Below are 14,310 nucleotides of genomic sequence, written 5' to 3'. Positions count from 1 at the left end.
TTAAGTTAATGAACTCGCAGAAAAGTTATGTGCAGTAATTAAAATGCCATAACGGGCATTCAGATAATCTCCGACTCGGATTTGATCTACTCCATTGGCATGATGCACCATCAGCGCTTGCGTGACTGCATCATAGCTAAAGGAGTCATAACTATCTTGATGCAGGCTGAGCCAGTGCAGCGTATCTGCCAGCTTGCTGTCTACGATATAGGTATCTGCATGAAAATCTTTACTCATATGCCTGTTCATCGTGATGAAATTTCCCTTTAATTTTAACGGAAATTAGCCCATAACAAGCATAAAAAAAGTGAGCCATTGCTCACTTTTCTTGCAAAAACTTTAGTCCTTATTCGTGCCGCACTTACGACACTCCCTGTGTTCCCCGATCTCTTGCATTTGCTCATACTCATAAATATGCAAACAAAACAATTTTCTTAAAAGCTGAAGCATCATTGAAACTCCTGTTTAATCATTTTTTTTAATACGCTTCTTAAGATATTCCGTCCTGAAACATCATGATTTTTGACTAAAAAATCATCTCATATTAATTAGCATAATTTTTTCAGTTGTAAAATGCATTTCATCTACTTTTCAATTTTTTTGCAGGTATTCTTTGAACTACATCACAATTATTTCATAAATATGAACTTTTTTTTTTGATTAAAGAGGATGTTTATGGAATCTAGATAACAAAAGTAATATCTGAGGGAGATGCTTTTTTATTAAGCTGGGAACGAAGAATCTTTATTGAAAGGTAAACCAGAAAAGTTAATTATCAGTAGAGGCAACCATTTTAAGTCCTTCGAGATAAGAGCAACGATCAATTAAGTGAATTGCTTACTTCAGATTTCATAATATCCAAAAACAAAAAACCACCTAGGATTAATACACCTAAGTGGTTGTTTTATATGGTGGGCCCAGACAGACTTGAACTGTCGACCAACGGATTATGAGTCAGAACAAGTCTTCATTTTTTTACTAATAAAAACAATAGGATAATTAATATAAAGATAAAAATAACCAATAAAATCAATAGTACCGCTCTTTTACACATAAGCCTTTGAAAAATAAGGAAACTGTATTATTGACTATCCCATTGCTATTGTATCCTGATTTGGTAAGTACAAGAAAAATAACTACTGGATCAGGTAAATTTTCGTACAAAGACCGTAGATTGACCGTAGACCACGGCGCTACCCAAAAAATAGACCGCAGATCTGTAATACTTTTTTGGAGACCATAGTCAGACCATGCCTATGTATTGAACTTTCATCAGTACCGTAGATATAAAAATTGGTGAGTTTGATTTTTTGCAATCAGTCAGGGTAACACTGGAACAACTGAACAATCACCCTCTAATTGTTCAGTATTCTCACCATGAAAAAGCCACTTCAACAGAACTCCAAGCAGAATTGAAAAACAATAAGATCAACTTAACAGACACAATCAGAGAAAGGTCACGTCAACTACAGTAGAGATGCGAGATCAGGGGGTACTTTGGCTATTTTTTCTTTTTCTATATACGAAACCTCCCCCTATTTTTATAAAAAAACCCATTTTTTTCATCAACTTGTTCAAAAAACATAGGCGGATTTATCTCTCCGCATTTGTATTTTCTTCACTCAAAAATCAATCGTATCTAGCACTTCTTCGTTCAGAAAATACAAATGTAAAATGGGTGAAAAAAGATAAAAAACCTAATTTTAAGCGTGGATATCCAACTAGGCCTCAGATATATCAACCAAAGGGCTTAATACACGTTAAACATGCCAAAAGCATAGTATTAGGCACCAATGAATCTTCACTCAAGAATAATAATTGCTAGTCCTCATTTACTTAATTAACTCAGGCTTAACCCCCTATCCTTTTCATCCGTTAATTTCTATAATCAATTGAATATAAAAAAATTTACATTAATGAGGCTCTAATGCTTGGTAAACTGCTCAAAGCTAGTTTGTTATTAAATCCTACCACTTTATTAATTAGATCAGTAACCACTAATCCAGCCAAAGCTATTTTAAATACCTTAGAAGACTTAAATGATGTTATAGACGGGAAGCCAATTAGGGGATTAAAAAAAGCTAAAACTGGAAATCAATTTGCTGATAGCTTCATAGACAATGTTTTTAAAGATAAAGTTAAACCCAAAGTCGGCAGTGTCGTACATTGTGGATTGTTTGCTAATAAAATAGACCACTCTGGTATCTATATCGGGTATAACAAAATTGCTCATTTAGATGGTTCAGGAAAAATTGAAACTGTAACACCGGAAGTATTTCTTAATCGTTTAGATGGCTTGAATATGGCTATCAGTATTTATGTTTCTTGCAAAGATGGTAAAGCTATTGGCTCTAGAATAGTTGCCGAAAATGCTAAAAGAAAAATTGGTAAAAGCGTTAAATACAATTTATTCAATAATAATTGCCATATATTTAGTTCAGGTTGTCTCACAGGTAAATTTGATAATAATGATGGCTTTTTTTCTGAATTAGAAGAAACAACTGAGCGTATTTTAGGATCAAATGAATGGCGTGTTTGGGATATCCCATCAAAAGGCTAAAAATAAGTGATTTATATAGTAGCTCGAGTATACCGTACCATATAAAAATGGGAGCCTAGGCTCCCATCAATTTCTGCTAAAAACTAAGCCTCATCATCTTCGAACAAAACTTCAAATGATCTTGTCAATTTATCTTCAATTTTTCGGCTTCGCCCTGAAGATGCATCGTATTCTTTACCATCTATAGTAATGTACTTCTTTTGAATTGAAGCAGGTACATCACAGAAGCTGTAGCCAAACGCACATAAGTCCAAGAAACGCACTTTTTTGGCTGTGTACCCTTTTTTGTCATTCAATACTTTCACATGACAATAGTATTTCAAAAAGTTAATTGAGCCACCATCAACAAAAGAGGCCTTCCCTTGATCATCTACTGATATGTATGATGATGGGTACTCTTTCAATAGTGCGATAATAGATCTGCTCTGTGAAAGCTTAGCAATCCATTTATTCATGAGTCCTGTGATGTCTTCATAACAATGCAATTTACTCTTGAAGTCTCCCTTTTTGATACGCTTTGAAAGTTCAGTCATGATTATGTTCACCACAGGGTGACTCTGATAGTGATAGCCTAACTTCATAACTTTATTAGTGCGCTCTTTTTCAATCGTATCAACGATATCCACCAGATTGGGTAACCTCGAACCCAAAACTGCCATTTCCTGGAAAACCTCATAATGAATCGGTTGTTCTGTTTTTTGGTAAAGATTCGAACCATCATCTCTACTCTCAGAAAATAACTGCGCTAATTTGAGCGGACTTGGTTGCAACATCTCAACTACTTTCTGAGCCACCTCAGGAATGACTTTTTTCTTGGTCAACTTAATCTCTTCTGCACTTAATTTCAGCTCCTTAATCAAATCATCACTAACAGTACTATTAGATGACGAAATGTACACTTCAGCATGGGGCATCAATTGCTGTAAGCGATATTTAAGGTAGTGTGCATTCTGATAGCATTTTTTTAGATCGACCTGATATACCCTTCCTAAAATACTAGCCGTATTTAAGCTGATTTCGTTATTCTCAACTCTAAACCCTTTGCACTCCACAAGCTCATTCGTCAAACCATTTAGCAGTTTAGCCTTATCCATTTTAGTGGAAACTAAATCCCCAAAATCTTGAAAGTAATCTTTACTTACTAATGGTAAGAGATCATTCTGCAAAAAATGAGTCAATTTGTGAAAACTGCTATGCATTTCTTGAACCCAACGGTTGTCTATTTGTTCAACATTGATCTTCTTGATCTCTACCTGATCAGGTAAGTGAATATAGACTGGTGGGCGAGCTTTACGTAAACGTCCAATGAACTGGGTAATTTCTTCAGGATGTGCGGGTTGTCCCACAATATGAATACTATCAACTTCGTCATCGGCATTATTTAGATTAATCGCTTCGTCCATAATAGACGTGCAAATTACAACTTGATAATCACTATCCAACTTTTCCAAGCTCAACATTTCATGACATTTTGGGTTAGCCATTTCTTGACGGTTAACCAACATGACATTAAACCCTTCTTTTTCAAACATGAGTTTTACTTGCTTGGAAAAAGCAATGTCATTAATGCGAATAATCATGAGCTTGTCTTGTCCCTTCTCTCTGTTATCCTTTAAACGCTGTAGTACCCCACCGTACCAATTTAAGACATGCGGCTTGAAGTAGCGTATAAGTTGAATATTGCGGCTCATTTCATCTTTTTTTTGAATATCGTAGTACTGACTGATATGAATTCCAAGCATTTCAAACAGGGACTCAGTTGGTGTAGCAGTCAACAAAATACAACGATCAAACTTTTGGGATTTGACAGCGTTGATAATAGGTTGAATCGCATCATCTCTATAACTTCCAGCACCATATAGCTTCTGGCATTCATCAACTACCAAAATGGTATCTTTACTTAGCTCTGGTTCAAATTTTTTGAATTGATCAAAGGTCATCACCAGATTCTGTTTAATAAGTTTTTTGATTGATTTTGCAGAAATTCGCTTATCTCCATAGATGAAAGCGATGTCATCTCGATCACCGTAGGTCTCTTCGCATTGTTTGACTTGCCCCACATTTGGACAAACAAAAACTACATGATATTTACGCATGAGTATGTTGATTATAAACCATGTTTTTCCTGTACCCGTGTTGGCTCTAATCAAAGTATTTCCATTTGCAACAACGATTACATCCGAAATATTTTCATTAGATTTCAGTAGCTTGATTTGCTTTTTTGGTAAATTAGACATGAGTTTTCCTAGGGCATGCCAAAAGGCATACCCGAAATTGAATAAATGAATGGTTTTAGAAGGGTTAAACTACAGCCGCAGCCTGAACTTCACGGATAACTGCCGCGATTTTTTCGGACGCATTCTGCAACGTACTGTGTTGAAGATGTGCATAGCGCTGAGTGGTTTGTGGTGAGGCATGACCAAGTAATTTCTGTACAACAAAGAGGGATTCCCCGCTGTTCACAGCAAGACTGGCAAAGTTGTGACGTAGATCATGAATACGCATATTAGAGATGCCTGCACATTGCATGACTTTGTCAAAGGTTTTACGGATATCGTTATAAGGTTTACCAGTTTCTGGATTAGCAAATATGTAAGTTGAGATTTTTGGTAAGGCATTCAAAATAGCCATTGCATCCGTGTTCAATGCAATGTGACGTGCCTTACCAGACTTATTAAATTTTAAAAGCCAAGTAGACTTGGTGAAATCTACATCCGACCATTGCATGTCCATTGCCTCACGTTTACGCACACCTGTCAGCAACAAAAACTTGATAATCGCTACGATAGTTTTGTTGCTAATGGCGTAGTGCTCAGGATGTTTCAGCACCAACATGAGATGTTGTAACTCCTCATCAGACAGATAACGCTCGATCTGATTGTTCTCTTGCAACTTCTTCACGCGCTTCATTGGATTGCTTGCAATCAACTCATGATCAATTGCAAGATTGAAGATCACAGACAATAACGCTCGAATACGATTCACGGTAGCATCTTTCAGGCCTTTAGCCTTTGCCGAATGCAAGACATCAGTCACCAATGCCATGTTCAGCTCATCAAATCTCTTTTCTCCTAGGTAGGGTAAAATATGTTTCCGTAGTCGTGATTCGTCATCTCGATGTGACTTTTTTCTAACTCTGGCATTCGGCAGATAGACCTCCATAACAAACCGCTCAAATGTCATTTCTTTTTTGCTCTTCTCATCCTCAGCGAATGGATCTAAGCCTTGCGATAATCGTGCATGAAATTGCTCTACTTGATTCACCCAATCTGGTAAAAATCTTGCTAGCTCATCATGTGTACATGACCCTAAACCTTGACTAACCTTCTTCCCTTGGTAAGTCAGGCGTACAAGACCACGTACTGCCTTCGCTGTTGCAACTAGACGGAGGCCTTTGACCTGCACTTCTGGACAAATGTTGCGAACATCTTGTTCTTTGCCCCACTTTTCTGGATCTTGTAAGGCCACAAATAGCACTTTCAAACCAGTCTCTATTTTCATAGGTACTCCAAATTTTGGGTGCAGAAACCTACTTCAAATAATCGAAATCATTTGAAATCAATATGTTTCTACACTAAGGGTTCAATTCAATAATATCTGACTGAGTTCAATTTCAACTCAGCCAACCAATGACAATTACAACTTGAAACGAGCAAGTACCATCTATTGTTTTTCACGGTAGATTTCACCCTGAAAAACCTTACTGTTTGCTGCTCAATCAAACAGATACAAGCGTTATATCCGATTTTCATTCAGCATCAAAGCCCCCTATTTTTCTTGCAAAAAATAGATCTACCTGAAAAATGTCGCTTTCAAGTATATGATTATAAATAATATATATTTTTAACCATTTGGTAAAAAACCATTTACCCCCTAGTAATCACCGAAAAAACGGGGAATCCGCTAGAAGCCGTGGTTTCTAGGGACAAATCGGTTTTTAGGCTAAAAATGGTTAATTTTCACACAAAAACAAATGCTCGTTTTTTAACCAAACAGTCCGAAAGGTCAAAAAAATTGGACCACAGGACTACTAGACAGTGTCACTTTCCATCCTCAAAAGGCATCTTCTCTTGCCACCCTTCACTTCACAAAAAGATCAACCGTAAAGCATGTTGCCCTACGGTCTTTTTCTCGGTCCATCAGTAATCACTGGGTAACAAAATGGTCGTCACTGACCGATCTGCTTCAGTAATGATCCAGATACTCCCTTCGGCAAATCTGTAACTCGACATGATGCGCAGTGGTAGTAATAGTGCTTCCTCATTGGACTCTCGATCTTCCTCGCATACATCACCCCAATCACCACAATGATGACGTAAAAGTAATGCAACGAGGTCAATCTTCTCTGTTTCAGCAAACCGTAAGGCATTTCGTGTAGACACGACTTGGCCTAAAGCAAATAAGTTCCGCTTGGTCATAAAATTCGCTCAGATTAAAGTTAATAGTGAAGTTGCTACGTCAGGAGTGTTGTTACAGGCCTACATCACTTGTAGTTGATGTTGTTCAAAAATAGCTTTCGGAACATAGATCAAGATACCTTCGTTGTCGTTGAGCAAAATACAGATCTCAAACCAATCCTTTTTCTTTTCAACAAACTCAATCTCTCCCATATTCAACTTTTCAGAAAGACTGAAGCTAAGATTTTCAAAAGGCTGAATCAGGTCTTGCTCATCTTCACAAACAACAAACCACCCATGTAGGGTGGCTTGATAAGGTTCTTCATACTGATGCTCAAGGATTTGCATCGTTTCAAGAATGGCATGAGCTATGGGCTGTTCATGCACTTTCTGGATATCTGCTTTACTCTTGATCAATTGCATCTTCACTACCCTCATCCATCGAAGTAGATTCAACTTTTTCAGCAGTTTTATGCTGACGCTTTTTTGTGGATTTCAGTCCAGTAGTTTTATCAGCGTGAGATGAATCGATATCTTCTTGCCCTGCTTTCAGATGGCTTTCCAGACCAATTGACCAGAGTTCATAGTCTTCATTGACTTCCAGCAAACGTGCAGTTTGTGGATGAGTATGAATAACTTTCTGATCGACCAGTACAGCCCCTAAAAAACTCGAGTTATTGACTGACTTACCAATGAACAGTGATTTCAATGCGGTAGCATGAAAAGGCTTGCCTTCTTGGTATAACTTACCAAGCAGTTGAATAATGTCATCGACTTTGATCAGCTCTGCACTAAAGCCTCCTGTAGATTCATTCTTGCTTAATGCAATACCAAAAGACTGATCTTCACTGTGTTGCCATAATTGATAGTGCAGTTGACCTTCGGCACGGTCAGAAAGTTTATTGCAAGTAAAAGTATGAATCAGGTTATAGCCTATTTTGTCATGAATACGTGGTTGCATGGTTTTGATTCCTGTAGACGTAAAAAATCCCGATACACCTATGGTGCATCGGGACATACAAATTTTGATTTTTTGGGTTAGATCAGTACTTCGAGTACAGCACAAACTTTGGCGATATGGCTTGCTTCTGCATCGTTGCACACTCGCATTGCTTTGGATACAGATCGAACCTGTCGAGATGGCACTAAATCAAGTACATCAGATACATGCTCTAAGTCTGGATAATGTTTTTTCATGGTCACTCCTCTATTAAGACCATAAAAATAATATATCCATCAAAGCATCATAATTACTTTTGGTATATTTAATATATTGCACTATATTATTTTTTATTTAAAATGCTTTATTTTTATAGTTCTTTATAAAAAAACAAACACTTACATTTAAGCAAAACTGAATTTTTTGATCAATTCAGATCAGAGGGTATTATGTCGAAAAAAAGTATTTTTATATCGATAGGGTTAATCATTATTCTTATATTGGGATATTTAGCTGCATCACCATATATTGTCTTAAATAACATTAAAAAGAGCATAGACGCGAATGATAGTAAAGCTGTTGCTAGCTATATCGATTTCCCAAGTGTACGTCAAAGCTTGAAAGCTCAACTAAATCAACAGTTACAAGAGCAACAAAAAAAATCAGAAAACATGGAAAATGATCCATTTGCTGAAGTAAGTAATCTTTTCGCTACAACCATGATTGATAAAATTATGGATACAGTCCTTACTCCTGAAAATCTAACTACACTTTTGCAAGGTAAGAAACTTGAGAATTCACTAGATCTTAAAGAGTCTTCAAAAAATGAGAATGAATTAGATAACAGTAACAGCGAAGTGAGCTATGACACTTCTTACAAATCTTTCAACCACTTCCAAGTCGCTATCAAGAAAGATAACTCGGCAGATCCTGATATTTCTATAGTAATGACTCGAGAGGGTCTAAGTTGGAAAGTTACTGAACTTGTTCTTCATGACAATGAAAAGCCTTCAGCACCTAAAGAAGTAAAGCAAGAACCAATCATTGAAGAACCCAAAAAAGTAGTCGAAGTTGCTCCTGAAGCACCTAAGATGAAATATGAAAACTTAATAATTTCAGATTCAGAAATTGGTAACGGTGATTTCCATCTTTCAAATCCTGCAGAATATGAGGGTCATGCAATCTTTTACCTTACTCCAGCAGGAATGGATAATATTCTGGAGCAAGTAGTTGAAGAACCCGAATATCTCGGCTATCTGAAAGTAGAAAAAGCCTATAAATTTAGTGACCAATATTTACTTGTCGTTTCTACAGGTGAATCTGGTAATAGCTGTCCTGCTACAACCTATGTGATCGGCTATGATACAAAATCACATTCAGTGTCTGGTTTCAAAAGATTAGAAAGCTGTTCTGAAAATATAGAAGCACTGTCTGAAGGCAATAAATTAACGGTCAAGAAAGAAAATGAGTCCTTAGTTTTCTATAACGCGGTAGTTAATTAAAAAGTTAATAAATAAAAAAATAGCACTCCAAAGTGCTATTTTTTTATTTAAAGAAGAAACTATAAATATAAGCATTTATATAGTTTTAACCACATCTAAATCAATCAACACAGCAGCAATAAACCCAGCGTTATTCTTATCACCAATAAGTGGTAATAATTTTGCTACTGAGATTGATAAACCATTTTAAATCAGATATTTTAAAAAGATAAATGGTCGACACAAGACACTTAAGCCCTTGCTATTGTTGTAATAGGCTAATGAAGATATCACCTAACAGTGACGTAAGCATGAACCCTAATGATGATACTGGTAGTCGAATCAGCAATGATCGTACCTGTAACTATCGTCACAAACACAATAGTCCTTTAGCTATCGAAACAACTTGGAAGGTACTTGATAATTTCAAGATGGAGGGCGGCATGTGGTCGGCGGTTTATGAGCCAAAATATGTTCAGCAGTTTAAATGGATAATTCAATATACGATTATTCTGATACAGCTCAACGGATATGATGATTCTGCAATTTTAATTGCATTATTAAGTGTATTAATTTTGGTGATAGACATGAAATTATGGTATAATGATAGTGGCATGTTTAAAATTAACTTGGGTGTGGAACCCCAATGCTATTGTTGTAATAGGCTAATGACGATATCACCTAACAGTGACGTAAGCATGAACCCTAATGATGATACTGGTAGGCGAATCAGCAATGATCGTACCTGTAACTATCGTCACAAACACAATAGTCCTCCCCTTCTTTATCATTATGAGATAGCTTAACAAGTACATAATGACAGCGAGTTTCCATGCTATTCCATGATTATTTTTCAGATAACTTCGATATTATTTTCAAACTATTCAAACAAAAAAATCATGCTACTTATGAAAGTAAATATCATACCAATTACTTATCATTGAAAGGCTTTGAACAGAATTTAAAATCCCATAAAACGAATCTGATTTCTGCAATAAAATCAAAAACTTTTAGGTTCTCTTCTTTATATCCAGTCGTTATCTACGATAAAAAAAAGCCTGAAAAGAAACCTAGATTGATCTGTATTCCAACGATCCAAGATCGGCTAGTACAAATGATCTTGATTAAATATTTGGCAGAACATCATAAAGATGATTTAGCTATGTTCAAAAGTAGCGATTTTTCAGTTGAGGGAGTAGGAATAATACAAGCTAGACAAAAAGCAAACGACCTACGCTCTACCAAAGAATTTGTCTTGAAAACCGATATTTCTTCATTTTTTGACAACTTGGATCGTTCTCAATTAATCAAGGATTTCAGGCAAACTCTACCTTTGGATATCTTCTATCTTTTTGAATCAATCGTAAAATGTGATCCACTTATACCTTTAGACTATTCAAAAAACAGAAAGCAGCTCATTCAATCTAAGTCAGGCAAAGGAGTTCGACAAGGTATGCCATTGTCTCCTTTAATAGCGTCTTTTTATCTTTCCGAATTTGATGAATGGCTAAAAAGAAAGAAATACAAGCATGTTAGATATGCAGATGATCTAATCTTCTTTTTGGATTCAAAAGAACAATGTGAATCCGTGTTTCTCGAAGTAGAACAACAATTAAAAAATATTCAGCTAAGCCTACCTAGGATAGATCAAGAAAGTAAAACCCAAATTATTGCTCCGTACCAACCTGTCACATTCCTAGGGTTGGATTTATCATATGAAAACGAAGAATATAACTGGTACATTCCAAGTCATATTATTGCGAACGTAGAAGATTCCCTTGTAGAGTTAACCTCGATATCAAAGAATATTCAGAAAAAGCTAACTTTTTCAAAGACAATAAATCGCATGGAACAAATTGTTCTGGGTTACGCACATTGTTATAAAGACGCTGAATCCAAAAACCTAAAGGACTTTAGAAATAGGCTTTGTGATACTCAAAGCAGAGCAATAAATATGCTATTTAAAAATTTAGGGATTGATATATCCAAAGTTCAACCAGATCATAAAAGCTATCTTATTGGAACATCAAAATTACCCCCATTGAAGAAAACTAAATAACATCCGATATCAAAAATAATAGATAAATATAAAAGGATATCTACGCCAAAGTCTGTCGCAATACTCCTTTTATTGCATGATAAAAATAGTATTTATCGGTAAACTAACCATAATTTGCTTCATATTTTAATAAGGTTCAAGATGACCCAGGTTCAATTGCAACAACTACAAAGACAGCTTTGGAATATTGCCAATGATTTACGTGGAAAAATGGGTGCTGATGAGTTTCGTGACTACATCCTCGGTTTCATTTTCTTCAAATATCTGTCTGAAAAAGCAATTACCTTTGCCAATGAGCTTCTGAAAGATGAAGGCATGGCGGAAAAGTACAATGAATTGGATGAAAGCAATCCTGACCATGCAGAATTGATCGAAGGCATCAAAGAAAACTCGGTAGATGAAGTGGGTTATGCCCTATCTCCTAGTCAACTCTTTCATAGCCTTGCAGAACGTGGTCGTCAAAATCAATTTATTCTGGATGACTTGGCCGAAACACTAAGAGCGATTGAACGTAGTACATTAGGTGCTGAGTCTGAAGATGACTTTGCTAACCTATTTGAAGACCTTGATATCAACTCAACTAAGTTGGGTAACAACGCCAATGACCGTAATGAGTTAATCAGCAAAGTACTCACTCATCTCGACAATATTGATTTTGACTTGAGTAACTCAGAATCTGATGTTTTGGGTGATGCTTATGAATACCTGATTGGTGAATTTGCTTCTGGTGCAGGCAAAAAAGCAGGTGAATTCTATACCCCTCAAACTGTATCTACCCTGCTTGCTAAAATTGTCACACAAGGCAAAGAGCGCTTACGTTCTGTATATGATCCGACCTGTGGTTCAGGTTCTTTGCTATTACGTGTTAAACGTGAGGTCAAAGACGTAGATATGATCTTTGGTCAGGAGATGAACCGCACCACCTATAACTTGGCACGTATGAACATGATTTTGCATGATGTACATTTTGCCAAGTTTGATATCAAGCAAGAAGATACACTGACACGTCCTCAGCATATTGATATGCGCTTTGATGCTGTAGTGGCTAACCCTCCTTTCTCTGCAAAATGGTCAGCAGATCCTATTTACTTACAAGATGAGCGTTTCAGCCGTTATGGTAAGTTAGCCCCAAGTTCAAAAGCAGATATGGCTTTTGTTCAGCACATGCTTCATCAATTGGATGAGCAAGGCACGATGGCTGTAGTTCTTCCTCATGGTGTATTGTTCCGTGGCTCAAGTGAAGGTGTGATCCGTCAGTACCTGATTGAGAAAATGGATGTGGTAGATACCATCATTGGTTTACCTGCCAACATCTTCTACGGCACATCCATTCCAACCTGTATCTTGGTGCTCAAGAAAAATCGTACCCATACAGGTGATATTCTGTTTATTGATGCTAGTAATGACTTTGACAAACAGAAGAACCAGAACAAGTTACTGCCTGAGCATATTGAAAACATCATTGCGGCCTATGAACAGCGTCAGAACATTGAGAAATATGCCAAAGTCGCCACGTTGCAAGAAGTCAAAGACAATGACTACAACCTAAATATTCCACGCTATGTCGATACTTTTGAAGCTGAAGATGAAATTGATCTGAATGCGATTGCACAGCAACTCAAAGACCTTGAGCAGCAAAGCCAAAATACAGACAAAGTGATTGCTGAATTCTGCAAAGAACTTGGCATTAATTCACCATTTGCGGAGGTGAAGTAATGTCTGCACCAACGCTACGCTTTAAAGAATTTGAATCTAAAGTTGAAGTTAAGAAACTTGGGAATATATCCAATATTGTTGTAGGTTTTGTAGGAACTGTTTCAGATCAATATTGTGACCCAAATGAGGGAATTCCTTTTGTAAGAACACAGAATGTTCGTGAAGGCTATTTCAGTATTGAAAATCTCGAATATGTGACTAAAGAATTTCACAAAAAGAATAAGAAGTCACAAATTTTTAACGGTGATGTTCTAATTGCTCGAGTAGGAGCAAATATGGGCATGGTCTGTGCTGTAGAAAATTTAAATACTGAAGCCAACTGTGCTAATGTCATTATTATTAAAAAAAATTCACAGCTAAACTCTCAATATTTAAGTTTATTCCTAAACTCAGAAAATGGTCAAAAGCAAATTCACAGTGGCGGTGCCGGTGGAGCACAAGCAGTTTTTAATACAACACTTGCAAAAGAAATAAGCTTTCCATATTTCCCACTGCAAGAGCAAACAAAAATAGCCTCTTTTCTTTCCGCAGTAGATGAAAAAATCAGTCAATTGACACAAAAACACCAACTCCTCAGCCAATACAAACAAGGCATGATGCAAAAGCTGTTTAGTCAGCAGATACGTTTCAAATCAGATGATGGCAGTGAGTTTGGGGAGTGGGAAATCCTAAAATTCAAAGATGTTATTACTATCAAATATGGAAAGGATCATAAAAAATTAAAAGATGGGAATATTCCTGTCTTAGGTACTGGCGGCATCATGAGATATGTTGAATCATATTTGTATGATGGGGAAAGTATTTTGATCGGGCGTAAAGGTACGATTGACAAGCCTCAATTTATATCAGGGAAGTTCTGGACAGTAGACACATTGTTTTATACAGAAATAGGCGAAAAAATTCGACCTAAATTTGCATTCCAACAATTACTTTTAGTGAATTGGTTAAATCTAAATGAAGCAACTGGTGTCCCAAGTCTAAATACAACTTCGATTGGAAACATTGAATTAAAAGTACCGTGCCTAGAAGAACAAACCAAAATCGCTAACTTCTTGTCATCCATCGACCAAAAAATTGAAGTAACTGCACAGCAAATTGAACAGGCCAAACAATGGAAAAAAGGCTTGTTGCAGCAAATGTTTGTATAGGGGAAAACA

Annotated in this window: 12 protein-coding genes and 2 pseudogenes; 7 read left to right on the top strand and 7 right to left on the bottom strand. The window is 36.5% G+C overall.

Annotated elements, in window-relative coordinates:
* Positions 1–237: a hypothetical protein gene (locus NI470_RS01565; RefSeq protein WP_086044679.1), complete on the bottom strand. Its 237-nt coding sequence runs from the start codon at positions 235–237 to the stop codon at positions 1–3.
* A gap of 1,690 nt (positions 238–1,927) precedes the next feature.
* Here NI470_RS01565 and NI470_RS01560 point away from each other — a divergent pair.
* Positions 1,928–2,560, top strand: coding sequence for a lecithin retinol acyltransferase family protein (locus NI470_RS01560; RefSeq protein WP_253147547.1), 633 nt, complete (start codon positions 1,928–1,930; stop codon positions 2,558–2,560).
* A gap of 83 nt (positions 2,561–2,643) precedes the next feature.
* Here the strand turns inward: NI470_RS01560 and NI470_RS01555 are convergent, their stop codons facing one another.
* From NI470_RS01555 to NI470_RS01530, 6 genes are all read right to left on the bottom strand, one after another.
* Positions 2,644–4,797: a DEAD/DEAH box helicase gene (locus NI470_RS01555; protein WP_253147548.1), complete on the bottom strand. Its 2,154-nt coding sequence runs from the start codon at positions 4,795–4,797 to the stop codon at positions 2,644–2,646.
* 64 nt (positions 4,798–4,861) lie between these two features.
* The gene (locus tag NI470_RS01550) at positions 4,862–6,061 is read right to left on the bottom strand and encodes a tyrosine-type recombinase/integrase (RefSeq protein WP_253147549.1); all 1,200 of its coding nucleotides are present in this window, start codon (positions 6,059–6,061) and stop codon (positions 4,862–4,864) included.
* A 638-nt stretch (positions 6,062–6,699) separates the two neighbouring features.
* Positions 6,700–6,978 carry a hypothetical protein gene (locus NI470_RS01545; protein ID WP_253147550.1) on the bottom strand — a complete coding sequence of 93 codons (279 nt, stop codon included), beginning with the start codon at positions 6,976–6,978 and terminating at the stop codon, positions 6,700–6,702.
* Positions 6,979–7,038: 60 nt separating this feature from the next.
* The gene (locus NI470_RS01540) at positions 7,039–7,380 is read right to left on the bottom strand and encodes a hypothetical protein (protein WP_253147551.1); all 342 of its coding nucleotides are present in this window, start codon (positions 7,378–7,380) and stop codon (positions 7,039–7,041) included.
* The gene (locus NI470_RS01535) at positions 7,361–7,918 is read right to left on the bottom strand and encodes a hypothetical protein (RefSeq protein ID WP_253147552.1); all 558 of its coding nucleotides are present in this window, start codon (positions 7,916–7,918) and stop codon (positions 7,361–7,363) included. Before NI470_RS01535 ends, NI470_RS01540 begins: the two co-directional genes overlap by 20 nt.
* A gap of 77 nt (positions 7,919–7,995) precedes the next feature.
* Positions 7,996–8,154 (bottom strand): hypothetical protein, encoded by a 159-nt coding sequence (locus NI470_RS01530; RefSeq protein WP_167333214.1) that lies wholly within the window; start codon positions 8,152–8,154, stop codon positions 7,996–7,998.
* A gap of 192 nt (positions 8,155–8,346) precedes the next feature.
* Between NI470_RS01530 and NI470_RS01525 the strand changes: the two genes are divergently transcribed.
* The 6 genes and pseudogenes from NI470_RS01525 to NI470_RS15875 form a co-directional block, all read left to right on the top strand.
* The gene (locus NI470_RS01525) at positions 8,347–9,399 is read left to right on the top strand and encodes a DUF2939 domain-containing protein (protein WP_253146226.1); all 1,053 of its coding nucleotides are present in this window, start codon (positions 8,347–8,349) and stop codon (positions 9,397–9,399) included.
* Positions 9,400–9,689: 290 nt separating this feature from the next.
* Entirely contained in the window at positions 9,690–10,184 is a 495-nt protein-coding gene (locus NI470_RS01520; protein WP_253147553.1) for a hypothetical protein, read from the top strand.
* A 26-nt stretch (positions 10,185–10,210) separates the two neighbouring features.
* Entirely contained in the window at positions 10,211–11,437 is a 1,227-nt protein-coding gene (locus NI470_RS01515; RefSeq protein ID WP_253147554.1) for a reverse transcriptase domain-containing protein, read from the top strand.
* Positions 11,438–11,578: 141 nt separating this feature from the next.
* Positions 11,579–13,153 carry a type I restriction-modification system subunit M gene (locus NI470_RS01510; protein ID WP_253147555.1) on the top strand — a complete coding sequence of 525 codons (1,575 nt, stop codon included), beginning with the start codon at positions 11,579–11,581 and terminating at the stop codon, positions 13,151–13,153.
* Positions 13,153–13,659 (top strand): annotated as a pseudogene (locus NI470_RS15880) (restriction endonuclease subunit S); the annotation flags it as partial. The gene NI470_RS01510 and the pseudogene NI470_RS15880, both read left to right, overlap by 1 nt.
* Positions 13,645–14,301 (top strand): annotated as a pseudogene (locus NI470_RS15875) (restriction endonuclease subunit S); the annotation flags it as partial. The pseudogenes NI470_RS15880 and NI470_RS15875, both read left to right, overlap by 15 nt.
* Between the last annotated feature and the right edge of the window lie 9 nt (positions 14,302–14,310).

The organism is Acinetobacter lwoffii (genome assembly GCF_024129115.1).
Taxonomy (GTDB): Bacteria; Pseudomonadota; Gammaproteobacteria; order Pseudomonadales; family Moraxellaceae; genus Acinetobacter; species Acinetobacter lwoffii_T.
This window is presented reverse-complemented; position numbering and strand designations above follow the sequence as displayed.